A 24,592-nucleotide genomic window follows, 5' to 3' on the forward strand; every position below is an offset into this window, starting at 1 on the left:
TGATGACGCACGGCGCTTGACTACCAGATCCTGCGCCACGCCCGCCGGATCAGGCCTGGTGCGTCAGGTCGTAGTTGCCCACTCGCGCGTACACGTTCTGCTTCCAATTTGAGCTCCAGCTCGTTCACCATCGACTCTGCCAGTGCAATGTCGGCGACTCCGCGATGGTAGGCGAGCTTGGTGAAGGGCAGTCTTGTTGCTACGTCAAACACGGCGATCATGACAGGAACAATGGCCAATCCCACCCAAAGGGGGACAATGAACCCGGCTTCCCAACCCCAGCCCTCTTTCCACCCGAAATAAAATATGGACGCAGAAAGCACTGTTGGAAAAGCGAGTGCGACGGCTAGCCCCCAACCCCATCGAAAGGGAAACGCACGCAACAGCGCAACCCAGAGTTCTCTGTTCTTGCGCCGGAAGGGGTTTTCTATGTAGCGCAGGTGCTCCTCGCTTGTGGAGGCAAGCCGCTTTCCAACTTCTGGCACAGGCGCATCACCAGCCACACCTGCCGCGTATCGTGCGAGACGCGCCGGCCAACCAGTCAAATTCTCTCGGAGTTCACGCAGCTCTGAACCAAGCAGACCCTCACGAAGCATCTTGGCTGCCACAGATACGACCAGCACCGGGGAACTCGCGATTGAGCCAAGACGGTTCGGAACTTTCAGATAGACGAGGAAGACAATTGCCGCCGCAAAAAGACCCAAGACACTTAACCCCAGAAGGTAAAGGAGCTCAAAGAGCACGACTTCGGGAGATTCTAATGACGAGAAAAGCGCCGGGATTCGACTTGAGATAAGCCCCGCGATGACTCCGGTAATCATGGACGCCAGAATCGGCAGTAGAAAGTCGCGCAGACCTGCTCGGTACACCACCTCGCTGGAGTACAAGTCGTCGAGACCCGGTACCTGATTGCCCGACTCGCCAATCTGCTTTCGATTCGCGAAGAGTCTTTCAATCGAGTCCAACAGGATTACGAGTAGCGAGGCCAATGCCGCCGCCGCGGTAACGACGAAGATGAATTCCATCGCACCACTCTGCACGGTCTGCCGCGCCAGGACCCGGTGACTTGCCCAGCACCTCGAGTTCCACCCTGCACGGGTTCAACGTCAGGCGCGTCCCTTCGGCCCAGGCCGACGGCCAGGATCCTGCGTAGCCCAGGGTGCCGTCAGAAACACCGAATGAGCGGCACCCTCGAAAGGGAACCACGCATTCGCGTGAAGCAAAAGAGACCTAGAAGTCCCAGTCCTCGTCCTCGGTGGCCTCAGCCTTGCCGATGACGTAGCTCGAACCCGAGCCCGAGAAGAAGTCGTGGTTCTCGCCCGAGTTGGGCGAGAGCGACGAGAGGATCGCCGGGTTGACGTCCGTCATCTCCTTGGGGAACATCGCCTCGTAGCCGAGGTTCATGAGCGCCTTGTTCGCGTTGTAGTGCAGGAACTTCTTGACGTCTTCAGTCAGGCCGATGCCGTCGTAGAGGTCCTGCGTGTACTTCACCTCGTTCTCGTACAGCTCGTACATCAGCGAGAACGTGTAGTCCTTGAGCTCCTCGCGGCGCTCGGGGGTCTCGTTCTCGAGGCCCTTCTGGAACTTGTAGCCGATGTAGTACCCGTGCACAGCCTCGTCGCGGATGATGAGGCGGATGAGGTCGGCCGTGTTCGTGAGCTTCGCCTTCGACGACCAGTAGATCGGCAGGTAGAAGCCCGAGTAGAACAGGAACGACTCGAGCAGCGTCGAGGCGACCTTGCGCTTCAAGGGGTCGTCGCCCTCGTAGTAGTCGACAATGATCTGCGCCTTCTTCTGCAGATACGCGTTCTCCGTCGACCAGCGGAACGCGTCGTCGATCTCCTGCGTCGAGCACAGCGTCGAGAAGATCGACGAGTAGCTCTTGGCGTGCACCGACTCCATGAACGCGATGTTCGTGTAGACGGCTTCCTCGTGCGGGGTGATCGCGTCAGGAATGAGCGAGACCGCCCCGACCGTGCCCTGAATCGTGTCGAGCAGGGTGAGGCCGGTGAACACGCGCATGGTGAGCAGCTGCTCTTCGGGCGTCAGCGTCGCCCACGACTGGACGTCGTTCGACAGCGGCACCTTCTCGGGCAACCAGAAGTTCGTCGTCAGCTTGTGCCAAACTTCGAGGTCCTTCTCGTCCTCAATGCGGTTCCAGTTGATCGCCTGGACCGCGTGTCCCAGCTTGAACGGCTTCGGGTTCATCGTTTCCTTTTTCGGCTCGTAGTCTCAAAATCGATTCAGGTGTCGCTCGCGCCTAACGAGCGCGCACTACAGCATGCAGCTGACGCACTCTTCCATGTCAGTGCCCTCAAGCGCGAGCTGGCGCAGACGGATGTAGTAGATCGTCTTGATGCCCTTACGCCACGCGTAGATCTGCGCCTTGTTGATGTCGCGCGTAGTCGCCGTGTCCTTGAAGAACAGCGTCAACGACAGGCCCTGATCGACGTGCTGCGTCGCCGCGGCGTACGTATCGATGATCTTCTCGGGGCCAATCTCGTACGCGTCGTCGTAGTACGCGAGGTTGTCGTTCGTGAGGAACGGCGCCGGGTAGTACACGCGCCCGAGCTTGCCCTCCTTGCGAATCTCAATCTTCGAGGCGATCGGGTGGATCGACGACGTCGAGTTGTTGATGTACGAGATCGAGCCGGTCGGCGGCACCGCCTGCAGGTTCTGGTTGTAGATGCCGTGCGTCATGATGCTGGACTTGAGCGCGGCCCAGTCCTCCTGCGACGGGATCGCGACACCAGCGTTCTCGAAGAGCTCGCGCACGCGCGCGGTCGCCGGCGTCCACTCCTGATCGGTGTACTTGTCGAAGAACTCTCCCGACGCGTACTTCGAGTCCTCGAAGCCGACGAAGGTTTCAGCTCGCTCGATCGCGATCTCGTTCGAGGCCTGCAGCGCGTGGAACAGGATCGTGTAGAAGTAAATGTTCGTGAAGTCGATCCCCTCCTCGCTGCCGTAGTGGATGCGCTCGCGGGCGAGGTAGCCGTGCAGGTTCATCTGGCCGAGGCCGATGGCGTGCGACTTGTCGTTGCCGTCCTCGATCGAACGCACCGACGAGATGTGGCTCATGTTGCTCACCGCGGTGAGGCCGCGGATGGCGGTGTTGACGCTGCCGGCAAAGTCCGCGCCGTCCATCATCATCGCGATGTTCATCGAGCCGAGGTTGCAAGAAATATCCTTGCCAATCTCGTTGTAGCTGAGGTCCTCGTTGTACGTGGTCGGGGTGTTGACCTGCAGGATCTCTGAGCAGAGGTTCGACATGTTGATGCGGCCCTTGATCGGGTTCTCCCGATTCACCGTGTCCTCGAACACGATGTAGGGGTAGCCCGACTCGAACTGCAGCTCAGCAACGGTCTGGAAGAAGTGGCGTGCGTTGATCTTCGTCTTCTTGATGCGCGCGTCGTCGACCATCTCGTGGTACTTCTCGGTGACCGAGATGTCGCCGAAAGGCACGCCATAGACGCGCTCAACGTCGTACGGCGAGAAGAGGTACATGTCCTCGCCCGACTTGGCCAGCTCGAACGTGATGTCGGGCACCACGACGCCCAGCGAGAGGGTCTTGATGCGGATCTTCTCGTCCGCGTTCTCGCGCTTGGTGTCGAGGAACTTCATGATGTCGGGGTGGTGCGCGTTCAAGTACACCGCGCCCGCGCCCTGACGCGCACCGAGCTGGTTCGCGTAGCTGAAGCTGTCTTCGAGGAGCTTCATCACGGGAATGATGCCGCTCGACTGGTTCTCGATCTTCTTGATCGGGGCGCCGGCCTCGCGAATGTTCGAGAGCGAGAGCGCCACACCGCCGCCGCGCTTGGAGAGCTGCAGCGAGGAGTTGATGCCGCGCGAGATCGACTCCATGTTGTCCTCGATGCGCAGCAGGAAGCACGAGACGAGCTCTCCGCGCTGGGCCTTACCGAGGTTCAGGAAGGTGGGGGTCGCGGGCTGGAACCGGCCCGAAATGATCTCGGTGACGAGGCTGCGGGCGAACTCCTGGTCGCCCTGGGCGAGCCCGAGGGCCACCATCACGACGCGATCCTCGAAGCGCTCGAGGTAGCGGCCGCCGTCAAACGTCTTGAGCGCGTACGAGGTGAAGAACTTGAACGCGCCCAGGAAGGTCGGGAAGCGGAACTTCATCGCGTACGCCTCGTTGGTGAGGGTCTCGATGAACTCCAGCGAGTACTGCTCGAGCATTTCGCTCTCGTAGTAGTCGTTGTCCACGAGGAAGCGCAGGCGCTCTTCAAAGTTGTGGAAGAAGACCGTGTTCTGGTTGACGTGCTGCAGGAAGTACTGCCGCGCCGCCTCACGATCCTTCTCGAACTGGATCTTGCCGTTTGCGTCGTAGAGGTTGAGCATCGCGTTCAGCGAGTGGTAGTCCATCTCGCTGACCTTCGAGGACGCCATTACTGCAGTCTCCAAAAGTGTTCCAATCCTTCGTGGACGGCGGTGACGTCGTCCGGTGTACCAAAAAGTTCGAATCGATAGAGGTGAGGCACCGCGCACTTGCGGGCGATGATGTCGCCCGCAAGCCCGTAGGCCTCGCCGAAGTTGGTGTTGCCCGCCGCGATGACCCCGCGCAGGTGGTTCCGGTTTCGCTCGTCATTGAGGAACCGGATGACCTGCTTGGGGACAGCGCGCGTGTCGGGCCCGCCACCGTATGTGGGGAGGATGAGCACGAAAGGTTCGGAAACGTGAAGTGGCTCGTCGTGGGCGAAGATCGGGATGCGGAGGGCCGGGTGGCCGAGCTTCTCGACGAACCGGTGCGTGTTTCCCGAGACGCTCGAGAAGTACACCAGGTTTGCCACGAGATCAGCTCCTTTCGCATCTCCCCTTCGCCATTGCCCCGTCGGGTGCGCCCTCGCGGGCGCGGCGTTGCTGCGGAAGTTAGTCGGCCAGACGGCCGGCGAGCTCCGCGATCTTGTCGGGGCGGAAGCCCGACCAGTGCTCATCGTCAGTCACCACGACGGGCGCCTGCAGGTAACCAAGCTCCTTGACGGCTTCGAGCGCCGAAGGGTCCTCCGAAAGGTCGAGGATGTTGTACTCAATACCCTTGCTGTCGAGCGCACGGTAGGTCGCGGTGCACTGCACGCACGACGGCTTGGTGTAGACGGTGATCGCCATTTGTAAACCCTCCGCTAAGTCTCCAGAACCTCGACCGAGGCACTACATATAGTGAACCACACCTCTGCCGACCACAACATGGTGTAGTTACAGCAGTGTCATATTCCACGGGGTTTTCACGGTCTTTCACTGCGCCCTGGGGAGAACTTTTGGCAGCAATCCGGCCCAAACGGACAGTTATCCACAGGTGTGGAGCGAGCGAAATAATTTCCCCACAGGCCGGGTCCTGGCGTGTCGCGCGGGTTGCGCGAAAAGGGCACAAACGCCCTAGGCGCGAACGCTTGTAGATCAAACACCCGGGGCGCCGCCAGCATTATGAGTATGGATCTCCCCTCCTCTCGCCTCCCGGCGCGTGCCCTCGGCAAGCGCATGAAGGAGATCCGTGAAGCGCTCAACATCAGCCAGCACGACCTGTCCGAGCTGGCGCACGTCGACCCGAGCAACATCGGGCGCATCGAGCGCGGCCAGGCGAACCCCAAGCTCGACACCATGACGCGCATCGCGACCGCCCTCGACACCAGCGTCTCTGACCTCACCCGGTACGTCACCGCCGAGCACGTCGCCCCGATCGAACGCCGCATCACCGCGGCCGACCTGATCCGCGCCCGCGAAGAACAGCTGCGCGAGCGCGACGCCCAATAGGGCGCGGCCCGCACGCGGACGGCGACCTGCCGGGACCGTCACAGCGCAATCGGCCACAACAGCTCCGACCCATCCGGGCGAAACCACCGCACCACGAGCATCGCGTCGGCGCCAGCCGCGGCCCCCTCGGCGAGCGAGCCACGCACGACCACGCGCAGCCGCTCCCCCGGCTCGATCCTGCACGGAAGTGAAAGCCCGAGCATGCCGCTCCCCGCGAGCGCAAAGCGTACTGAGGCGAGCGGTTCGCCGCCCACGTTCTGGAGCTCGATCACCCCGCCCGCGTCGCTCCGCACCACCCGCCAGGGCACCGCGCAGGCGGCGGGCCCCGGCGTGACGCCCCAGCGCGGTCGACGCGGCGCCACGGACGGGGGCGCCAGCGGCCAGAGCGGCGGGCCCGGCGCGCGGGCCTGGCTGCGGATGCGACGGGTGGTGAGGCGAAACGGGTTCATGGGCTCACGCTAAACAGGACCGCCGACACTGGGGCCTTAGACGTGGTGGTACGGCCGCCCCCCGGCGATTTCCTGCGCGCGGTAGAGCTGCTCCGCGATGATGAGCCGTACGAGCTGGTGTGGAAATACCAGCCTCGACAGACTCCACACGACGTTCGCCCGCGAGCGCACCCGGTCGTCCACCCCGTAGGCGCCGCCGATCACGAGCGTCACGGGTCGGCTAGCGTCAAGCGCGCTCCGCACCGTGCGCGAGAGCTCCGGCGAGTCCAGGTTCTTGCCGCGCTCGTCGAGCAGCACCAGGAAGTCGTCCGGCCCGACCTTCGACAGGATCCGCTCCGACTCTTCGGCCCGCGCTGCCTCACCCTCGCGCGCCGAGTGCGGCAGCAACTGCCACTTCGTCTGCCAGGGCTTCGCCAAGCGCTTTTCGTATCGGTCGATCCCGTCAAGCACCCACGATTCGTGCTTCTTGCCCACTGCCAGGATCCGGATTGCCATAGCCCTATTCAACCCGATCTGCCGACGTTACGCCGCCGTGCCCACTAGACCGCAGTGCCACCCTGCTGCGCGTACAGCTCGGCGTAGGGCCCGCCGTCGGCGAGCAGCGATTCGTGGGTGCCGTGCTGCAGGATCCGCCCCGCGCCGAACACGTAAATGCGATCGGCGTCAATGACGGTGGACAACCGGTGGGCGATCGCGATCGTCGTGCGGCCGCTCCGGGCGCTGTCGAGCGCACGCTGCACGACCCGCTCGCTCACGGTGTCGAGCGCGCTCGTCGCCTCGTCCAGAATCAGCACCGGCGGGTTCTTGAGCAGCACGCGCGCGATCGCGATGCGTTGCTTCTCGCCGCCCGAGAGCCGGTAGCCGCGCTCACCGACGATCGTGTCGTAGCCCTCCGTGAAGCCCGCGATGGTGTCGTGGATGTTGGCCTGGCGGGCCGCCGCCTCGAGCTCGGCGTCCGTCGCGTCGGGCTTCGCGTACCGCAGGTTTTCGGCGATCGTCGCGTGGAACAGGTACGACTCCTGCGTCACCATGCCGATCTGGTCCATGAGCGCTTCCTGCTGCAGCTCGCGCACGTCATCGGGGCCGAAGCGGACGGTCCCCTCGCTGGCGTCATACAGGCGCGGCACGAGGTAGCTGATCGTGGTCTTGCCTGATCCTGAAGCGCCGACAAACGCCACGAACTCACCCGGCTCGACCGTGAACGACACGTGGTCGAGGGTCGGGCGCTCGTCAGGGGTCTGGTCGGGGTAGCGGAAGACGACGTCCTCGAACGCGATGCGCGCCGAGCCGGGGGCCGCGACCGGGGGCCGCGCGTCCGGGCGATCCACGATCGCCGGCTTCAGATCGAGGTACTCGAAGATGCGGGCGAACAGCGCCTTCGAGGTCTGCAGGTCGAGCGCGACGCGCATGAGCGCCATCATCGGGAACAGCAGCCGTGCCTGCACCGTCGTGAACGCGACGATCGTGCCGGCGGTGATCGTCATGTCGCCGCCCGAAATGAGCCAGCCCGAGATGAGGTAGACGGCGGCGGGGACTGCCGAGAGGAAGATGTTCACGAGGGCGAAGAAGCCCTGGCCACTCATGGACTGCTTCACCTGCAGGTGAATCTGCGTCGCATTCTCGTCGGAGTAGCGCTCGGTCTCGGCCCGCTGGCGCGAGTACGTCTTCGCGAGCAGCACCCCCGATACCGAGAGCGCCTCCTGCGTGATCGAGGTCATCTCGGACAGCGATTCCTGCGTCTGACCCGCGATGCGTGCGCGCACCTGGCCCACCCGGCGCTGCGCGATGACGAGCACGGGCATGAGTAGGAGCGCAACCACCGTGAGCTGCCAGCTGAGCACGAGCATCGTGATGAACGCCGCGATGACCGTCACCGTGTTGCCGACGACGTTGCTGACCGTGTTCGTGAGCACGTTCGAGACGCCGCCGACGTCGTTCTGCAGGCGGGACTGGATCACGCCGGTCTTCGTGCGGGTGAAGAAGCCGAGTTCCATCGCCTGCAGGTGCGAGAACAGCCGGATCCGCAGGTCGCCCATGACCCGATTGCCGACCCGCGCGGTGAGCAACGTCTGCACAAGCCCAATCGCCGAGGAGAGGGCGAACGCCGCCACCATCGCGATGACAAGCCAAAGCAGGAGGTCTAGGTTCGGGCCGCCAGTCTTGGGGAACAGCCCATCGTCGAAGATGCGCTGGGTCAAGAGCGGCGGGGCGATGCCGAGGGCCGCCGAGACGATGACGAGACCGATAATGGCGATGAGCGGCGCCCGATAGGGGCGGAACAAATCGAGAATGCGAGGGCCGAGGTTCGCCACCGTCGGCGCCTGGCGGTTAGCCGCCCGCTGCGCGGCAAAATCGCCACTCGACACTCGGCCTCCGCCGCGACCGCCCCCGCCACCCATACTCATGGGTTGAGCGTACTCCTGGGAGCTATGTTGCGGTGGCGGTGCGCGGCGGGAGAGGCGGGCAGGGCGGGCAGGACCCAGTCGCGCTTATTTCGCGGCGCCCGTCCGCTCCTGCTCGTGCTTGGGCGCCCCGCGCCGTGCGAAGAAGAGCGCCACGGCGGCACCGAGCAGCACGACGGCGGCTGGCAGCAGCAGCGACTGGGCCATCGCCGCGGAGAACCCCTCGTGCAGCGCCTCGGGGAGCACACCGGAGGCGGACTCGCCACCCATTCCCGCTCCCCCGCCGGCGGCGGCCGGCAACTCGGCAGCCAAGCGCGCCTGCATGACCACGGCCATGGCGGCCGAGCCAAGCACCGCGCCCACCTGGCGGGTGGTGTTGTAGACCCCGGATCCTGCCCCCGCGAGCGCGGGCGACAGATTGTAGGTGGTGAGCGAGGCCAATGGGCCCCACATACCGGCGTTCGCGAAGCCGAGGATGACGCTCGGGATGAGGAGCATCCAGATCGGGGCGTCGGGCGTCATCACGAGCGAATACGCGCCGAGGCCGACGGCCATGAGGAACAGCCCCAGCGGGGCGATCCAACGGGGGTCGCCGCGATCTATCAGCTTGCCGACGAACGGGGCGAGCACGCCCGAGAGCACCGCCATCGGCACCATGAGCAGCGCCGACTGGGTCGGAGTCATGCCGCGCACGGTCTGCGCGTAGAAGATGAGGGGCAGGGCCATGCCCGTGACTGAGAAGCCGACCGTCGTGATCGCGAGGTTGCCGACGGCGAAGTTGCGGTCGCGGAAGACGCGAAGCGGGAGGAGCGGCTCGCCCTTTTGCACGCGCTGCCACACCACGAAAATCACCATGACGATGGCGCCAGCGATGATGAGGCCCCAGACCGAGATCGGGCCCCAGATCTGGCCCCAGTTGTAGCTCTCACCCTCTTGAATGCCGAACACCAAGAGGAACAGGCCGACCGCGCTGAGCGCCACACCGATGAGGTCGAAGCGGTGCGGGTGGGTCTGCAGGGCGGGGACGTTCCGCATCGCGAGCACGAAGGCAATGATGCCGATCGGCACGTTGATGAAGAAGATCCACTCCCAGCCGAGGGAGTCGATGATGAGGCCGCCGAGGATCGGCCCGATGAGCGTCGCGGCGCCCGCGGTCGCGCCCCAGATCGCCATCGCGGCACCGCGCTCCATCGGCGCGAAGATGCGGGTAATGACCGCCATCGTCTGCGGCGTCATCATGGACGCGCCAAAGCCCTGGAAGACGCGGGCGACGATCAGCGCCTCGATCGAACCGGACAGGCCACAGGCGAGGGACGAAATCGTGAAGACGACGAGCCCGATGAGGTAGATCCGACGCGGCCCGAAGCGATCGCCCAGGCGACCCGTGATGAGTAGCGGCACCGCATACGCGAGCAGGTACGCGCTCGTCGCCCAGAGCGTCGTGTTGAGGTCGGTCCCAAGGGCGTCCTTGATCGTCGGGTTGGCAACCGAGACGATCGTGGTGTCGACCAGGATCATGAAGAAGCCGATGACCAGCGACCAGAGCGCAGGCCAGGGGCGAATGGGTTGAGGGGCGGCCATCAGCGACGGTTCATTTCGGGAGTGAGCACCGGGTCATCCTACGCCCGCGGCCCGCCTCGAACTGCCGCGACCTCATCCCTGGTCTGGACGTTCCGCGTACTCCTCGAGCTGGCGCGGGCCGAACGCGTCGGGCAGCACCTCGTCAATCGTCCGGATCCCGGAGACCGTGTTCAGGAGCATGCCCGGCGCGGACGCCTCGTACAGCAGCTGCCGGCAACGGCCGCAGGGCATGAGCGTCGCCCCGCTTCCGTCGACGCAGTCGAACGCGACGAGCCGACCGCCGCCGCTCAAGTGCAGCTGGCCGACGAGCGCGCATTCGGCGCAGAGCCCGACGCCGTAGCTCGCGTTCTCGACGTTGCAGCCGGTGACGATGCGGCCGTCGTCCACGAGCGCGGCGCAGCCGACGGGGAACTCCGAGTAGGGCGCGTACGCGCGACCCATCGCCTCGATCGAGGCCGCACGAAGCGAGACCCAGTCGATGTCGGTCATGGCTAGCCCTCCGCCTTCGTGTAGGCCTTGCCGACCGCGGCCGGCGCGACCGAGCGCCCGACGAAGCCACCGACGGCGATGAGCGTCACAATGTAGGGAATCATCGCGATCAAGTCGCTCGGGATCCCTGAGCCCGACTGGCCGGCCCACACCCCGAACTGCTTGGAGAATCCGAACAGCAGGGCGGCGGCCGTCGCGGCCCACGGGTTCCAGCGCCCGAGGATGACACAGGCGAGCGCGATATAGCCCTGTCCAGCGCTCATATCTCGCACGAACGAGCCGACCGAGCCGATCGACATCGCCGCGCCGCCGAGGCCGGCCAAGAGGCCTGCACCGGTGACGACCCAGAACCGCGTGCGCGGCACGTTGATGCCGACGGTGTCGGCCGCGAGCGGGTGCTCGCCGACGGCGCGCAGGCGCAGGCCCCAGCGGGTCTTCGAGAGGGCGATTGCGATGAGCGGAATCAGAATGAACATCAGGTACGTCGTAATGCGCTGGTTGAACAGCACGGGGCCGAAGACCGGAATCTCGGACAGGAACGGGATCTTGATGAAGGGCAGGGTGCCCGGGTTGTTGTACCTGGCCTCGTCGCGGGTCATCAGCGTCGTGTACAGGAAGCTCGTGACGCCCGCGACGAGCACGTTGACGACCACACCGACGATGATCTGCTCGACGGCATATCGCACTGCGAACACGGCGAGCACCATGCCGACGAGCGCGCCGGAAATCACGGCGGCCGAGAGCCCGAGCAGCAGGTTATTGGTCAGGGTGCCCACGAAGGCGGCCATGCAGGCGCCCATCAGCAGCTGGCCCTCGATCGCGATGTTGACGACGCCGACCCGCTCGCCGAGCACGCCCGCGAGCGCGCCGAGCACGACGGGGACGGAGAACGCGATCGCGCCGGTGAGCAGGTACACGAACGGCACCCGGTCCCCCGCGCCGACCCAGCCGAGCAGGGCCACGAGGAAGGAGAGCGCGAAGATGGCGACAAACCAACCGGGTACCCGACGCCGCTGCACCGCAAGCCAGGTCGCATAGACCGCAATGACGAGCATCAGCACGCCGGTCGCGAAACCGACGACCTGCGAGTTTGCGACCCAGTCAGGGATGAAGGTGGGCACGCCGCGCGACGCCCACGAGAAGGTCACGGTCTGGTCGCGGCCGAGCAGGCCAAATACGACGAATCCGAGCACGGCGACCACGCTGAGCGTAATCGGGGCGCGCCAGTCGATCGGGCGACGCACAGGCGTATCGCTGCCGACCCCGGCCAGCTTGAGCTCAGTCATCAGGCGTCACCCTTCTTCCCGGTAAAGAGTCTTCGGATCGGGCCACTCGCCACAGGCTTCGGCAGCCGGAAGATCGCGCGCACGAGCGGCGGCGCGGCGATGAACAACACGATCACGCCCTGCACCACCACCATCACCTCCGGGCTGACGTCGGCAATCTGCATCGAGGGCCCGCCCGCCTTCATTGCGCCAAACAGCAGACCGGCGAACAGGATCCCGATGCCGCCACCGCCACCGAGCAGCGCAACGGTGATGCCGTCGAAGCCGATGCCCGAGTGGATGGAGGGGGTGACGCCGTCAACGCTGCCGAGGACCTGGTTGACGCCCGCGAGCCCCACGAATCCGGCGCTCGCGCCCATCGCGATGACGTAGAGCAAAGGTACGTTCATGCCGGCCGTGCGCGCCGCGTTCGGGTTTTCGCCGACGGCGCGCAGGCGGAAGCCGAGTGCCGAGCGCTCCATCAGCCACCAGTAGAGCACGACCGCGGCAAGCGCGACGAGGAAGCCGACGTGCAGCTTGAACTGGGGGCCAAGCAGCAGCGGGTAGAGCGCAGACTCGAGCGGGTCGGGTGTCTTGGGGTTGCTGCCGGCTGTCGGGTCGTGCAGGATCCCGGAGCGCATGGCCAGGGTGACCAGGTTCAAGGCGATGTAGTTGAGCATGATGGTCACGATGACCTCGTGCGCGCCCGTCGTCGCCTTGAGTAGGCCGGCGATCGCGCCCCAGAGTGCCGCGGCGAGCACGCCCGCGACGATCGCTGCGATGAGGTGCAGCGCGCCGGGCAGCGGAAACGCGTAGGCGACGTACGACGACGCGCCAATCGCGGCGAGCATCTGGCCGAGACCGCCAATGTTGAAGAGGCCGACCCGGAAGCCGAGCGCGATGCCGAGGCCGGCAAGAATGAGCGGCGCCGAGAAACGTAGCGTCTCAGTGAAGGGACGGATCGCCCCCGCGAACGACTTGGCCTTGGGGTTGTAGATCGACCCCTGGAAGAGCGCGGTGTACCCGTCGACGATGGCGTTCCAGCCGGCGCCGAGTGCGTCCGATGGGCGGCCGAAGATGTAGCCGGCCGAGTCAATGAAGTCCTGGTTCGTGACCGCCATGAGGATGCCGCCGACGACGAAGCCCAGCACGATCGCGAGCAGGGTGCGGAAGAAGCCCGACCCGAGGATCTCGCGCAGCACGAGATTCGCGGTCCCCGGGGGGACCGGATCCTGCGCGGGGGCGGGAGCCACGGGGGCTGGTGTTGCCGAGGTTTCACTCATGCGGAGATCCCCGCCATCATCTCTCCCAGTTTGGTACGTGGCGTGTCCGACGGGACAATCCCGACGATGCGGCCTTGGTACATCACGGCGATGCGATCGGCGAGGTTGACGACCTCGTCCAGCTCGGTCGACACGATCAGGACGGGCAGCCCCGCATCGCGCAGGCCGATGATGCGCTCGTGAATGAACTCGATGGACCCAACGTCGACGCCGCGGGTGGGCTGCGACGCGACAAAGAACTGTGGGTCGGCCTCGAGCTCGCGCGCGATGATGACCTTCTGCTGGTTGCCGCCGGACAGGCGCCCCGCCTTAGCGCTGGCGCCGCGAGTGCGAACATCGAAGTCCTTGATCGCCTTGTCCGCGAACGCGCTGAGCACCCCGCGCCGGATGGAGCCCGCGCGCACGAAGGGGGCGCCCCAGCTGCGGTTCAGCATGAGGTTCTCGGCGACGGAGAACTCGCCGACGAGTCCGTCCTTGGAACGGTCCTCGGGGATGTATCCGATCCCCAAGTCGATGAGATCGCGCACCGACTTGCCGAGCATCTCCGTGCCGCCGAGCTTGACGCTGCCCTTTGCGCCGTGGCGGAGACCGATCAGCGTCTCGGTGAGCTCTGTCTGCCCGTTGCCCTGCACACCGGCGACCGCGAGCACCTCGCCCGCACGGATGGTGAAGTTCACGTCGTCGAGCAGCACGGTACCGGTCTGCGAGACGAGGCTCAGTCCCTTGACGACGAGGCGGTCGGCGCCGGGGGTGGCCACGCGCTTCGCGGTCGTGAGGTCAACCTGGCGACCCACCATCAGCTCGGCGAGCTCGGCGGTGGACGCGTCAGGGCTGGCCTGGCCGACGACCTTGCCGAGGCGCATCACGGTGATGCGGTCGGCGACGGCCTTCACCTCACGCAGCTTGTGGGTAATGAAGATGATGGAGGTGCCGGACGCGGCGAGCTGGCGCATGATTTCCATCAGCTCGTCGGTCTCCTGGGGCGTGAGCACCGCGGTCGGCTCGTCGAGCACGAGCACCTTCACGTCGCGTACGAGCGCCTTGATGATCTCAACGCGCTGCTGAGCGCCGACGGGCAGATCCTCAATCTTCGCGTCGGGGTCGAGATCGAAGCCGAAGCGTGCCGAGATCTCGCGCACCTTCTCGCGCGCAGCGTCGAGGTCGATGAAGCCGGGACCCTTCGTCGGCTCGTGGCCGAGAATCACGTTCTCCGCGACGGTAAACACGGGGATCAGCATGAAGTGCTGGTGGACCATGCCGATGCCGGCGGCCATCGCGTCGCCGGGGCCTGCGAAAACGACCGGCTCGTCATCGAGCAGGATCTCGCCGCCGTCTGCGGAGTACAGGCCGAAGAGCACGTTCATCAGAGTCGATTTACCCGCGCCGTTCTCCCCGAGCAGCGAATGGATCTCGCCGGGCAGGACGGTGAGGCTGACCGCATCGTTCGCGGTGAACGTGCCGAAGCGCTTGGTGATGCCGCGGAGCTCGAGTTTCATGGATCCCTCCGTAGTTGAGTGCAACTGTAGCGAATCGGCGGGCCGATGCCTACGCGCAGGCGGGCGGAAAATACTCGGCGGCCGCTAGCCGAAGCCAGCGACCGCCGAGGGGTGTTGCCGTGGTTACGGAGTCACCTTGGGGTCGATCGACCCGTCGATGATGCCGGCCTTCAGCTCGTCGAGCTTCGTCTTGATCTCCGCGGAGATCTTGTCGTCGAAGACGCCGAACGGGCTGATGCGGGTGCCATCGTTCTCGAGGGTGCCGATGTAGGCCTCGGCGTTGAAGCCGTCCTGCATCGTCTCTTCGATCACGTCGTAGACCGCCTGCGTCATCAGCTTCTCGATCGAGGTCAAGATCTGATCGGCGTACTCGGGGCTCGTCTCAGCGACGTTCTTGTCGACACCGAGCATGACGACGGGCTTGCCCGACTCGTTGATTGCCTCGCTGGTCGCCGAGAACAGGCCACCCGCGACGGGCAGGATCACGTCAGCGCCCTGCTCGATCTGACCCACGCTGATGCTCTTGGCCGTCTCCTTGTTCTGGAAGTCGCCGACATAGTCACCCGCGTCGGGGTTCGCCGGGTCGAAGCCGACGACCGTCACCAGCTCGCCGGTGTCTGCCTCGTACGCCTTTGCGCCGTTGTAGAAGCCGACCATGAAGTCGGTCACGGCGGGGATGTTCATGCCGCCGTAGGTGCCAACGATCTTGGTGGTGCTGTACGCGGCCGAGACGTAGCCCGCGAGGTAGCTCGACTGCACCGTGTCGTACATGACGGGCTTGAGGTTCGTGATCGTGTCGTCGGCGAGGAAGCCGTCGATCGTGACGAAGTTCGACTCGGGGTTCGCCTTCGCCGCCGCGTGCAGCGGGTCGACGAGGTTGAAGCCGACACCGAAGATGACGTCGCAGCCGGCGTCAACCATGGCGGTCAGGTTCGGCTCGAAGTCCTCGGGGGTGTGCGACTCTGCATCGGAAATCTTGATGCCGAGGTCCTTCTCGGCCTTGAGCATGCCGCCGTATGCGGCCTCATTGAAGGACTTGTCGTTCCAGCTGCCCTCGTCCGAGACGGCGCAGGCAAGGAAGTCGGAGCCCTCTGCGCCGGCATCGCCGCCGCCGGTCTCGGGCGGGGCCGAACAACCGGCAAGAATCATGCCGGCAATGCCGGCGGTGGCGAGCGCCGCGACGGCGCGTCGACGAATCGATGCGTTCACGTGGGGTTTCCTCTCTCAGACGGTGACCCGAGGTCGGCGACCACGGGAACAAGCTGAGGGTACCGGCGCGAGCGTGGTACAGCCGAGACATCTGTCCAAATCGAACAGCAAACGTTACCGAGTGGGTCTCTGCCTGTGGCGGGTTATTGCGCCTGGAGCCCGATCGAATCGCTCACGTCGTCGTCCATCCAGTCGAGCGAGCGGGCGACCGCCTTCTCCCACAGTCGCAGCCGCCGGGCCCGCTCCTCGGCGCCCATCGCGGGGGTAAATCTGCGTCCTTCGCGCCAGTTTGCGGCGAGCGCGGCGAGGTCGGGCCAGACCCCGGTGGCCAGGCCCGCGGCGTAGGCGGCGCCGAGCGCGGTGGTCTCGAGCATCTGCGGGCGCACCACATCGATGCCGAGCAGATCGGCCTGGAACTGCATGAGAAAGTCGCTTGCCGAGGCTCCGCCGTCGACCCGCAGCTCGGCAAGCGCGTGGCCGGTGTCGGTGCGTGCGGCGTCGATCACCTCGACGGACTGGAACGCGATCGCCTCGGACGCGGCGCGCACCAGGTGCGCCTTCGTGACAAACCGGGTGAGGCCGACGATCACGCCGCGGGCGTCCGCCTTCCAACGCGGCGCGTAGAGGCCCGAGAATGCGGGGACGATCATCGCGCCACCGGTGTCGGGCACGCTCGTCGCGAGTCCCTCGATTTCACTTGAGTCGCGGAACAGGCCCAGGTTGTCGCGCAGCCAGTGTTGCAGCGAACCCGCCACCGCGACCGAGCCCTCGAGCGCGTAGACGGGGGCGGCCTCGCCGATCCGGTAGGCCACGGTCGTGAGCAGGCCGCTCGTGGACGCGACGGGCCGCTCGCCCGTGTTGACCATCAGGAAGCCGCCGGTGCCATACGTGTTCTTCGCGTCGCCCTCGCTGAAGGCGCACTGGCCGAAGGTCGCGGCCTGCTGGTCACCCAGGATCCCGGCGACGGGCACGCCCACGAGCTCGGGTACGGCCCTCACCTCGGCGATCACGCCGACGGAGGGGACGATCTCGGGCAGGAGCGATGGGTCGATGCCGAAGAGTGCGCAGGCCTCGTCGCTCCATTCGAGTCGCGCGATGTCCATGAGCAAGGTGCGGCTCGCGTTCGTGACATCGGTGACGTGGCGTCCGCCCTTGGCCCCGCCCGTCAGGTTCCAGACCAGCCAGCTGTCCATCGTGCCGAAGCGCAGCTCGCCCCGCGCTGCGCGCTCCGGGGCGCCCGGGACGCTGTCCAGGATCCAGCGCAGCTTGGTGGCGGAGAAGTAGGTGTTCAGCGGCAGCCCGGTGATGCCGCGCAGCCGGTCGAGGCCCTCGGGATGACTCGCGAACTCGTCGACGATGGCCTGGGTGCGGGTGTCCTGCCAGACGATCGCATCGGTGATGGGCCGCCCCGTCGCCGCGTCCCACACCACAGTCGTCTCGCGCTGGTTCGTGATGCCTATGCCGGCGATGCGGTGTGCGGGCACGTGCGAGAGCGCGAGCGCCTCGACCAGGAGGGAACGCGTCACCCGCCAGATCTCGGCGGCGTCGTGACCGACCCAGCCGGGGTGCGGGAAGATCTGGCGGTGCTCGCGTTGCGCGGCCCCCGCGATCTGGCCCTGGGAGTCGAACACGATCACCCGGGTCGACGTCGTCCCCTGGTCGATCGCCATCACGTGGTCGCGAGCCGCTGCGTTCATGGGGCAAGCGTAGCCGTGCGTGCACTTTGCCGGCCAAGAATTCTGCCTCGTTCGACGCGTGGGTGCGCGACCGTAGACTGGAGCGCATGGCGACTAACTTCCGACTGGCATCGGTCAACGTGAACGGCATCCGCGCGGCCTACCGCAAAGGCATGGGCGACTGGCTCGCCGCGCGCGACGTCGACGTCCTCGCGATCCAAGAGGTGCGCGCCGAGACGAGCCACATCGAGGAGCTGCTTGGTGAGGGCTGGCATATTTTGCACGACGCCGCGCTTGCGAAGGGTCGCGCGGGTGTCGCGCTTGCGAGCCGCGTAGCCCCCGTGGCCACCCGCGTCGGCCTGGGCGCTGACGACGCGCAGGAGGCTATCCAGTCGAGCGGCCGCTGGATCGAGGCCGACTACGACATCGACGGCAAGTTGGTCACGGTCGTCTGCGTCTACGTGCACTCCGGCGAGGTCGACACCCCGCGTCAGGAAGCGAAGTGGGCCTTCCTCGACGCGATGGGCGCCCGTCTCGACGAACTCGCCGACACCCGCGACTACGTGGCCCTCGTCGGCGACTTGAACGTCGGCCACCGCGAGCTCGACATCAAGAACTGGAAGGGCAACGTGAAGCGCAGCGGCTTCCTGCCCCGCGAGCGCTCGTACTTCGACCGCTTCTTTGGCCCGCGCGGCGAAACCGTCATCGGCGTCGACGGTACCGAGGGCACCGGCCACGGCTGGGTCGACGTGGGGCGCCAGTTCCACGGCGAGGTCGACGGCCCCTACTCGTGGTGGTCGAACCGCGGCCAGGCGTTCGACAACGACTCGGGCTGGCGCATCGACTACCACGTGGTCACGCCGAAGCTCGCTGAGACGGTCACGCACTACACGATCGACCGCGCGGCGTCCTATGACGAGCGATGGTCGGATCACGCGCCCGTCGTCGTCGACTACTCGCTGTAGCGCGCGGCTTAGCCTTCCACCTTTCTTGTACTTCCGGGCTCGCCCGGCGATCCCACTGAGGACTCATGAACGACACCCGCAAACCCGTCATCTTCTCCGGCATGCAGCCGTCGAGCGACTCGCTCCACCTCGGCAACTACATCGGCGCGCTCACGCAGTGGACGCAGCTGCAAGACTCGTATGACGCGTACTTCTGCGTCGTGAACCTGCACGCGATCACCGTCGCGCAGGATCCGGCCGACCTCGCGGCACGCACGCGCTCAACGGCCGCCCAGTACATCGCGGCGGGCATCGACCCGGAGAAGTCCACCCTCTTCGTCCAGTCGCACGTGCCGGCGCACGCCGAGCTGGCGTGGGTACTGAACACCCTCACCGGTTTTGGCGAGGCGAGCCGCATGACGCAGTTCAAGGACAAGTCGCAGCGCTTCGGCGCCGACACAACCTCGGTCGGACTCTTTACCTACCCGGTGCTCATGGCCGCCGACATCCTGCTCTACCAGGCCGACGTCGTGCCGGTGGGCGAGGACCAGCGCCAGCACGTCGAGCTCACGCGCGACCTCGCGGCGCGGTTCAACAGCCGCTTCGGCGAGACCTTCGTGGTGCCGAACGCCCAGATCCAGAAGGGCACGGCGAAGATCTACGACCTGCAGCACCCCGAGTCGAAGATGTCAAAGTCGGCCGACAGCGAGGCGGGTCTGCTGAAGGTGCTCGACGACCCCTCGGTGAACAAGAAGAAGATCATGCGCGCAGTCACCGACGCGGACGGCGAGATTCGCTTCGACCGCGAGACCAAGCCCGGCGTCTCGAACCTGCTCACGACCTTCGCGGTGCTCACAGGGCGCACGGTCGAGTCGATCGAGCGCGAGTTCGAGGGCCGCGGCTACGGCGACCTGAAGAAGGGCCTCGTCGAGGTCGTGAACGAGACGTTCGAGCCGATCCGGGCCCGCACGAACGAGCTGCTCGCCGACCCGGCCGAGCTCGACCGCCTGCTCGCGGGCGCCGCCGACCGCGCGAACGAGGTCGCGAGCCGCACGCTCGCCACCGTGTACGAGCGCATGGGGCTGCTCAGCCGCTAGTACTCGAAAATGTCGTTCAGCGTGACGGTCGTTAGTCCGCGCTCGGCGATGAGTGCCGACAGCTGCGGGAACACCTCGGTGACTGGCGTGAAGTTGAGATGCCCAATGACGATGTGTTGCGGGAGAAACCACTCGTTGGCGAAGCCGAGCAACTGCTCCGGGGAGATCAGCCCGGAATCGGCAAGCGAGCCGTACCACATGATGGGTGACGTGTACCCGATGGACGCGGCCGCCGCGTCAGTGCGCTCGTCTCGGTACCCGTACGGGGGCCGATAGAACGGTCGCGCGTCGACTCCGTAGGTTGCCTGGATGAAGTCGTGATTCTGCTGCAGTTCCTGCACGATCTGGGCGTCGCTCAGCGAGGTGAGGCCGGCGTGACTCCACGTGTGGTTGGCGAGCTGAACTTGCCCGGACGCCACCAGCGGCGCGAGGAGGGCCGCGTTCTCTGACCAACCTGGGTAGCTCCCATTGAGGAAGAACGTCAGCCGCGTTCCAGACTCAGCTGCGAATCGCGCGTAGCGAGCAATCACCTCGGCGTTACTTCCGTCATCGACCGTCCACGCCAGGAGGCTGCCCTCGCCTGGGATATCGAAGATCGGGCCGCCCGGCAACGGTACCTTAGCGACAAGCGGGGCAGGCGGCGGTGTCGGCGTCGGCGCCGGCGTCGGCGCTGGCGCCGGCACTGGCACTGGCGGTTTCGGCACGACAGGGCGCTCCTGAACCGGCACTGGCTCCGGCACGGAGCCGCATGCCGCCAAAACGCCTGCGCCGGCAACGGTCAGTAGCGAGAGAACGGTGCGACGGTTCAATTGAGAGTGTGTCAGCTGCATCGCTGGATCGGCCTGAGGCATGGCAAAAATATAGCCCGCTAAAAGCTCATTCTGACGAGGACAGGCGCATTTCTTATCGAACCGCTCAGAGCGCCACCCCCAGTGAAGGGCCTGGCAACTGGGGCGCATCCCGTTTGGCGTTCCACTGTCGATAGATTTCGGGCTCGCCGCCGCGCGGATCCTTAGAATGAACCCATGAGCGCCGATGCTGCCCCGAGCCAGGTCGACCCCGCCACCTCCGAGGCACGAGGCGGGCCCTTGTCCGCGAGGACACCCGACCGGTTCTTCCGGTGGCTGCGCACCGCGGCCCGCTTCCCGTTCACGCTCGCTCTCGTCGCGGCGATCGTCGTGATCGCGGCGGCGACCGGCACGCTGATTCACCCCGCGGCCGATGCCTCCTGGTTCGAGCGCATTGCCACGGGCCTTCCCGCGTTCGTCGAGGGGCGCTGGTGGACGATCGCGACCTCGCCGTTCTTCATCACCCCACCATTCACGCTGCTGCTCGTCTCCCCCGTCCTGATCGGCGGCGTCGGCTGGGCAGAGTGGCGTTTCGGCACGGCCCGCACGATCGGCATCTTCGTCGGCGGCCACGTGGTCGGGGTCGTCGGGGCCGCCGGTCTCCTCGCCCTCATCGCCCCGTCCGGGTGGAGTTGGGCGCAGCGCGTCGCCGAGGGACTCGACGTCGGCCCGTCCTGCGGCGCCTTCGCCTGCCTCGCGTTCGCGCTTGCGACGTTGCCCTCGCCGTGGCGCCTGCGCGCCCGCTTCGCGCTCGGCGTCTGGGCCGCGATCGAGGTGCTCTACATTGGCCAGCTGGCCAACCTCGAGCACGCCATCGCCATCGCGGCTGGGCTCATCGTAAGCGGTACGCTGCCGGCCTTTCGCCACCCGGCGGGGCGCCCCAGCACTCGAGAGTGGCGGCTCCTCGCGTTCGGCGGCCTCCTGGTCATTGGCGCGGTACAGCTCATCGACCTCATCGTCCCCTACGACGGCCCCCTCGGGCACAATCAGCCGACCGCCTCGTTTATTGACGTCGCGATCGACGTCATCATCATCGCGCTCGTCGCCAACGGTGTGCGCCAGGGCATCCGCGCCGCCTGGGTGGTCACGCTCATTCTCGCCGGGTTCAACATTCTGCCGGCCTCGCTCGGTGTCACGCTCATCGCAATCTTTGGCGGGTCTGGACTGATCGAGAACCCCGCCGATACGCTCGGCTTGATCCTGGCCCCCGGCCTCCTCTGGCTCGCCCTGCTCGTGGTGCTCATCGTCGGTCGCGGCGCGTTCCGCGTGCCGCTGCGCCGAAGGCGGCGCACTCTCACGGTGCACGGCATCGACCGCGACGAGGCTCTGGCGCGACTTCGACAGCTCGGCGGCGGCACCATTTCGTGGATGACCGGCTGGGCACCGAACCGCTACCTTCCGGTAGACAAGGGGTACGTCGGGTTCCAGACGCACGCCGGGGTCGCGATCGGACTGGGTGATCCGGTCGCGCCGAACGGTGAGGAGGCCGAGGCGCTCGCGGTGTTCGCGCGCACGGCCGAGCGTGCCGGGCTCATCCCGTGCGTGTTCTCGGCAGGACCTGCGGCCACCGCCGCGCGGCCCGAGGGATGGCGGGCGGTGGTGATCGCGGAGGACACCATCGTCGACCTCGAGGACTTCTCGCTCACCGGCAAGCGCTGGCAGCCGGTGCGCACCTCGGTGAACCGCGCCGAGCGCGAGGGCATCTCGTTCCGCATGTGCGTACTCGCCGACGAGCCTTGGGGCGTGCTCGCGCAGGTGCGCGCCATCTCCGAGCAGTGGGCCGGCGACAAGGGCCTGCCCGAGATGCGCTTCACGCTGGGCACCGTGGAGGAGGCCCTCGATCGTGAGACGCGCGTGGGCATCGCGGTCGACGCGCAGGGCAACCTCCACGGCGTCACCTCGTGGCTTCCCGTCTATGGTCCCGACGGCACGGTCCGGGGGTGGACCCTCGACCTCATGCGCCGCCGCGACGGCGGGTTCGGCCCCGTGATGGAGTTCCTGATCGCCGCCTCCGCGCTGCACTTTGCCGACGAGGGCTACGCGTTCCTGTCGCTGTCTGGGGCGCCGCTCGTGCGCCCCGCCGAGCTCGAGGCTGGCGCGGTCGACACTGTGCTCGATCGCCTGGGCGAGATGATCGAGCCCCTCTACGGCTTCAAGTCGCTGCACCGCTTCAAGCAGAAGTTCAACCCGCGCGCCGAGCCGATGTCCCTCTTGTACCGTGACGAGGGCGACCTGCCGCGCATCGCGATAGCGCTGACCCGCGCCTATCTGCCCGATGCCACGCTGCGCGACCTCGCGTCCTCGGTGACGAGCGCCGGTAAGGACTAGCTACACGTGCGGCGTGCCCGCCACGTACAGCACTTGCCCCGTCGTGAACCCACTTCGCTCCCCCGCGAAGAACGCGACCGCCTCGGCGATGTCGTCTGGAGTCCCGGTGCGCCCGACCGCGGTCTGCGCCGCCATCTGTTCCATGAAGGCCTCGAACGAAACGCCGATCCGTTCTGCGGTCTGCCGGGTGAGGTCGGTGTCGATGTAGCCAGGTGCGACGCAGTTTGCGGTGATGCCGAAGCGTCCGAGCTCGAGCGCGAGCGTCTTCGTGAACCCCTGGATCCCGGCCTTCGCCGCCGAGTAGTTCGCCTGCCCGCGGTTGCCCGTCGCCGAGGTCGACGACAGGTTCACGATGCGCCCCCAGCCCGCCTGCACCATATGCGCCTGCACGGCGCGAGTGACCAGGAAGTGCCCCTTGAGGTGCACGTCCATGATCTGGTCCCAGTCGTCCTCGGTCATCCGAAAAAGTAGGTTGTCTCGCAGGATCCCGGCGTTGTTGACCAGAATGGTCGGCGGGCCGACGCGCTCGGCGAGCTCGGCCACTGCCGCCTCAACCTCGTTGGCGTTCGCTACGTCAGCGGCGAGCGCGTAGGCCCGCCCATCCGCGGCCCGGATCTCGGCGGCGAGCGACTCGGCCTCGTCACCGTTCCGGTCGAGCACCCCGACGGTGCGCCCCTCGGCCGCCAGGCGAAGGGCGACCGCCCGGCCGATGCCGCGAGCAGCCCCGGTCACCAGTGCGACGCGTCCCTGTTCGTCTGTCCCGCTCATGAGGCCTCCTGATTCGCCGACGAAACGATTGCGGTTCGAGGCTACTCCGTGGACTGTGGCCAGGAAACCCGTAGTCTGATCAGCATGTCTTCGAAGCTCGCTCGCCTCGGCACCGCTGCCACGTCGACGATGACGGTGGTCGTCGAGAGCGTCGGCGTTCTGATGCAGGTCACCCTCATCGCCATCGGACTCGAGTTCATCTTCGCGTTCGACGACGACACTCAGTTCGGCGCCCTGATCCTGTGGTGCGTGCTTGCCACGATATACCTGGCGGGCACGGTGCTGTGGCTCAACATCGACCTGCGCACGCGCGAGGTCGATCACGTCTTTATCGCGCGCGCGAGCTCGGCGCGCCTCATGGCGCTGCTCGCCACGGCCTCCGCCTTCCTCTCGAGCGCGGTGGGCCTCGTCGCCGCAGTGGCTCTGCTGGTCATGCGCCAGGAGCCCGACCACCTGGCGATCGCCGAGGTCATCCCGCTCTGGGCAATGCTGTTGTCGTGGGCGATGTTCCACTGGGGGTACGCCCGGCTCTACCACTCGCGGTGCCTGCGCGCCGCCCCCGCGCAGCCCATCCGGTTCCCCGGCACCGACAACCCCCGGCTCACCGACTTCGTGTACTTCTCGTTCACGAACGGCACGACGTTCGGCGTCTCCGATTCGATGGTGAACGATTCGAAGATGCGGTGGACCGTCGTCTGGCACACGACCCTCAGCTTCTTCTTCAACGCCCTCATCATCGTGCTCACGATGAACACGATCGCGGGCGGATTTCAGGGTTTGTGACGCTCCGGGAATGTTCCCCGCTGCGCCACGTTAGGGTAGGTGTGTGTTCCCGGGGTCGGTGAGAATCCGAACCGGCGGTGAAAGTCCGCGAGCCCTGCCTGCAGGGTTGAGCTGGTGAAATTCCAGCACCGACGGTGATGGGTGCCTTGGCGCCCGAGTCCGGATGAGAGGAAGCACGGCGTGGTCTGTCGACCCCGCGGATTTTCGCACC

Annotated in this window: 22 protein-coding genes and 1 riboswitch; of the genes, 5 read left to right on the top strand and 17 right to left on the bottom strand. The window is 66.2% G+C overall.

The features are described from left to right. Nucleotides 1–20: 20 nt before the first annotated feature. The 5 genes from KOE53_RS13150 to nrdH all read right to left on the bottom strand — a co-directional run bounded on the left by KOE53_RS13150 (nt 21) and on the right by nrdH (nt 5,121). The gene (locus tag KOE53_RS13150; RefSeq protein WP_188058802.1) at nt 21–1,025 is read right to left on the bottom strand and encodes a hypothetical protein; all 1,005 of its coding nucleotides are present in this window, start codon (nt 1,023–1,025) and stop codon (nt 21–23) included. A 205-nt stretch (nt 1,026–1,230) separates the two neighbouring features. Next, a complete protein-coding gene (gene nrdF, locus KOE53_RS13155; protein ID WP_188058803.1) occupies nt 1,231–2,208 on the bottom strand; it encodes a class 1b ribonucleoside-diphosphate reductase subunit beta in 978 nt (325 codons plus the stop codon). A 66-nt stretch (nt 2,209–2,274) separates the two neighbouring features. Beyond that, nucleotides 2,275–4,404, bottom strand: coding sequence for a class 1b ribonucleoside-diphosphate reductase subunit alpha (gene nrdE / locus KOE53_RS13160; protein WP_188046035.1), 2,130 nt, complete (start codon nt 4,402–4,404; stop codon nt 2,275–2,277). Beyond that, nucleotides 4,404–4,805, bottom strand: a complete 402-nt coding sequence (nrdI, locus tag KOE53_RS13165) for a class Ib ribonucleoside-diphosphate reductase assembly flavoprotein NrdI (protein WP_188046036.1) — start codon at nt 4,803–4,805, stop codon at nt 4,404–4,406. The genes nrdE and nrdI overlap by 1 nt, the downstream gene beginning before the upstream one ends. A gap of 79 nt (nt 4,806–4,884) precedes the next feature. Further along, nucleotides 4,885–5,121, bottom strand: a complete 237-nt coding sequence (gene nrdH / locus KOE53_RS13170) for a glutaredoxin-like protein NrdH (RefSeq protein ID WP_188046037.1) — start codon at nt 5,119–5,121, stop codon at nt 4,885–4,887. A 321-nt stretch (nt 5,122–5,442) separates the two neighbouring features. Between nrdH and KOE53_RS13175 the strand changes: the two genes are divergently transcribed. Then, a complete protein-coding gene (locus KOE53_RS13175) occupies nt 5,443–5,763 on the top strand; it encodes a helix-turn-helix domain-containing protein (RefSeq protein ID WP_188046038.1) in 321 nt (106 codons plus the stop codon). Between the two features lie 38 nt (nt 5,764–5,801). Here KOE53_RS13175 and KOE53_RS13180 read toward each other — a convergent pair whose 3' ends face one another. From KOE53_RS13180 to glpK, 10 genes are all read right to left on the bottom strand, one after another. Continuing rightward, nucleotides 5,802–6,212: a hypothetical protein gene (locus tag KOE53_RS13180; RefSeq protein WP_188058804.1), complete on the bottom strand. Its 411-nt coding sequence runs from the start codon at nt 6,210–6,212 to the stop codon at nt 5,802–5,804. Nucleotides 6,213–6,248: 36 nt separating this feature from the next. Continuing rightward, complete coding sequence (locus KOE53_RS13185; protein WP_188046040.1) at nt 6,249–6,707, bottom strand: 23S rRNA (pseudouridine(1915)-N(3))-methyltransferase RlmH; 459 nt, start codon at nt 6,705–6,707, stop codon at nt 6,249–6,251. 44 nt (nt 6,708–6,751) lie between these two features. Then, nucleotides 6,752–8,611, bottom strand: coding sequence for an ABC transporter ATP-binding protein (locus KOE53_RS13190; RefSeq protein WP_188058833.1), 1,860 nt, complete (start codon nt 8,609–8,611; stop codon nt 6,752–6,754). Between the two features lie 90 nt (nt 8,612–8,701). After that, nucleotides 8,702–10,195 (bottom strand): DHA2 family efflux MFS transporter permease subunit, encoded by a 1,494-nt coding sequence (locus tag KOE53_RS13195; protein WP_188046041.1) that lies wholly within the window; start codon nt 10,193–10,195, stop codon nt 8,702–8,704. Nucleotides 10,196–10,267: 72 nt separating this feature from the next. Beyond that, nucleotides 10,268–10,684, bottom strand: coding sequence for a cytidine deaminase (locus KOE53_RS13200; RefSeq protein WP_188046042.1), 417 nt, complete (start codon nt 10,682–10,684; stop codon nt 10,268–10,270). A 2-nt stretch (nt 10,685–10,686) separates the two neighbouring features. Beyond that, nucleotides 10,687–11,970 (bottom strand): ABC transporter permease, encoded by a 1,284-nt coding sequence (locus KOE53_RS13205; protein ID WP_188046043.1) that lies wholly within the window; start codon nt 11,968–11,970, stop codon nt 10,687–10,689. Further along, complete coding sequence (locus tag KOE53_RS13210; RefSeq protein ID WP_188058805.1) at nt 11,970–13,232, bottom strand: ABC transporter permease; 1,263 nt, start codon at nt 13,230–13,232, stop codon at nt 11,970–11,972. The genes KOE53_RS13205 and KOE53_RS13210 overlap by 1 nt, the downstream gene beginning before the upstream one ends. Continuing rightward, the gene (locus KOE53_RS13215; RefSeq protein WP_188046045.1) at nt 13,229–14,728 is read right to left on the bottom strand and encodes an ABC transporter ATP-binding protein; all 1,500 of its coding nucleotides are present in this window, start codon (nt 14,726–14,728) and stop codon (nt 13,229–13,231) included. Before KOE53_RS13215 ends, KOE53_RS13210 begins: the two co-directional genes overlap by 4 nt. Nucleotides 14,729–14,851: 123 nt before the next feature. Further along, nucleotides 14,852–15,937: a BMP family lipoprotein gene (locus tag KOE53_RS13220; protein WP_188058806.1), complete on the bottom strand. Its 1,086-nt coding sequence runs from the start codon at nt 15,935–15,937 to the stop codon at nt 14,852–14,854. Nucleotides 15,938–16,080: 143 nt separating this feature from the next. Next, entirely contained in the window at nt 16,081–17,634 is a 1,554-nt protein-coding gene (gene glpK, locus KOE53_RS13225) for a glycerol kinase GlpK (protein WP_188058807.1), read from the bottom strand. A gap of 86 nt (nt 17,635–17,720) precedes the next feature. Between glpK and KOE53_RS13230 the strand changes: the two genes are divergently transcribed. After that, nucleotides 17,721–18,578 carry an exodeoxyribonuclease III gene (locus KOE53_RS13230; protein WP_188046048.1) on the top strand — a complete coding sequence of 286 codons (858 nt, stop codon included), beginning with the start codon at nt 17,721–17,723 and terminating at the stop codon, nt 18,576–18,578. A gap of 65 nt (nt 18,579–18,643) precedes the next feature. Then, nucleotides 18,644–19,654 (top strand): tryptophan--tRNA ligase, encoded by a 1,011-nt coding sequence (gene trpS, locus KOE53_RS13235; protein WP_188046049.1) that lies wholly within the window; start codon nt 18,644–18,646, stop codon nt 19,652–19,654. On the opposite strand, the gene KOE53_RS13240 is transcribed toward trpS, so the two are convergent. After that, nucleotides 19,651–20,358, bottom strand: coding sequence for a polysaccharide deacetylase family protein (locus KOE53_RS13240; RefSeq protein ID WP_188058808.1), 708 nt, complete (start codon nt 20,356–20,358; stop codon nt 19,651–19,653). The genes trpS and KOE53_RS13240 overlap by 4 nt on opposite strands. A gap of 321 nt (nt 20,359–20,679) precedes the next feature. Here KOE53_RS13240 and KOE53_RS13245 point away from each other — a divergent pair, with 321 nt between their 5' ends. Then, nucleotides 20,680–22,830 carry a bifunctional lysylphosphatidylglycerol flippase/synthetase MprF gene (locus KOE53_RS13245; RefSeq protein ID WP_188058809.1) on the top strand — a complete coding sequence of 717 codons (2,151 nt, stop codon included), beginning with the start codon at nt 20,680–20,682 and terminating at the stop codon, nt 22,828–22,830. Here KOE53_RS13245 and fabG read toward each other — a convergent pair whose 3' ends face one another. Then, on the bottom strand, nt 22,831–23,598 hold the full coding sequence (fabG, locus tag KOE53_RS13250; protein WP_188058810.1) for a 3-oxoacyl-ACP reductase FabG: 768 nt from the start codon (nt 23,596–23,598) through the stop codon (nt 22,831–22,833). It lies immediately after the preceding gene. An 84-nt stretch (nt 23,599–23,682) separates the two neighbouring features. On the opposite strand from fabG, the gene KOE53_RS13255 reads away from it, so the two are divergent. Continuing rightward, nucleotides 23,683–24,381, top strand: coding sequence for a DUF1345 domain-containing protein (locus KOE53_RS13255; protein WP_188058811.1), 699 nt, complete (start codon nt 23,683–23,685; stop codon nt 24,379–24,381). 41 nt (nt 24,382–24,422) lie between these two features. Then, a riboswitch (FMN riboswitch) is annotated at nt 24,423–24,560 on the top strand. Nucleotides 24,561–24,592 lie beyond the last annotated feature (32 nt).

The organism is Leucobacter sp. CX87, assembly GCF_018682295.1.
In the GTDB taxonomy this organism is placed as follows: domain Bacteria; phylum Actinomycetota; class Actinomycetes; order Actinomycetales; family Microbacteriaceae; genus Cx-87.

Bases quoted from the DNA above. Each gene is read 5' to 3' on its own strand.
- KOE53_RS13150 (WP_188058802.1), bottom strand. From the start codon at position 1,025: ATGGAATTCATCTTCGTCGTTACCGCGGCGGCGGCATTGGCCTCGCTA.
- nrdF (WP_188058803.1), bottom strand. From the start codon at position 2,208: ATGAACCCGAAGCCGTTCAAGCTGGGACACGCGGTCCAGGCGATCAAC.
- nrdE (WP_188046035.1), bottom strand. From the start codon at position 4,404: ATGGCGTCCTCGAAGGTCAGCGAGATGGACTACCACTCGCTGAACGCG.
- nrdH (WP_188046037.1), bottom strand. From the start codon at position 5,121: ATGGCGATCACCGTCTACACCAAGCCGTCGTGCGTGCAGTGCACCGCG.
- KOE53_RS13175 (WP_188046038.1), top strand. From the start codon at position 5,443: ATGGATCTCCCCTCCTCTCGCCTCCCGGCGCGTGCCCTCGGCAAGCGC.
- KOE53_RS13180 (WP_188058804.1), bottom strand. From the start codon at position 6,212: ATGAACCCGTTTCGCCTCACCACCCGTCGCATCCGCAGCCAGGCCCGC.
- KOE53_RS13185 (WP_188046040.1), bottom strand. From the start codon at position 6,707: ATGGCAATCCGGATCCTGGCAGTGGGCAAGAAGCACGAATCGTGGGTG.
- KOE53_RS13190 (WP_188058833.1), bottom strand. From the start codon at position 8,611: ATGGGTGGCGGGGGCGGTCGCGGCGGAGGCCGAGTGTCGAGTGGCGAT.
- KOE53_RS13195 (WP_188046041.1), bottom strand. From the start codon at position 10,195: ATGGCCGCCCCTCAACCCATTCGCCCCTGGCCTGCGCTCTGGTCGCTG.
- KOE53_RS13200 (WP_188046042.1), bottom strand. From the start codon at position 10,684: ATGACCGACATCGACTGGGTCTCGCTTCGTGCGGCCTCGATCGAGGCG.
- KOE53_RS13205 (WP_188046043.1), bottom strand. From the start codon at position 11,970: ATGACTGAGCTCAAGCTGGCCGGGGTCGGCAGCGATACGCCTGTGCGT.
- KOE53_RS13210 (WP_188058805.1), bottom strand. From the start codon at position 13,232: ATGAGTGAAACCTCGGCAACACCAGCCCCCGTGGCTCCCGCCCCCGCG.
- KOE53_RS13215 (WP_188046045.1), bottom strand. From the start codon at position 14,728: ATGAAACTCGAGCTCCGCGGCATCACCAAGCGCTTCGGCACGTTCACC.
- glpK (WP_188058807.1), bottom strand. From the start codon at position 17,634: ATGAACGCAGCGGCTCGCGACCACGTGATGGCGATCGACCAGGGGACG.
- KOE53_RS13230 (WP_188046048.1), top strand. From the start codon at position 17,721: ATGGCGACTAACTTCCGACTGGCATCGGTCAACGTGAACGGCATCCGC.
- trpS (WP_188046049.1), top strand. From the start codon at position 18,644: ATGAACGACACCCGCAAACCCGTCATCTTCTCCGGCATGCAGCCGTCG.
- KOE53_RS13245 (WP_188058809.1), top strand. From the start codon at position 20,680: ATGAGCGCCGATGCTGCCCCGAGCCAGGTCGACCCCGCCACCTCCGAG.
- fabG (WP_188058810.1), bottom strand. From the start codon at position 23,598: ATGAGCGGGACAGACGAACAGGGACGCGTCGCACTGGTGACCGGGGCT.
- KOE53_RS13255 (WP_188058811.1), top strand. From the start codon at position 23,683: ATGTCTTCGAAGCTCGCTCGCCTCGGCACCGCTGCCACGTCGACGATG.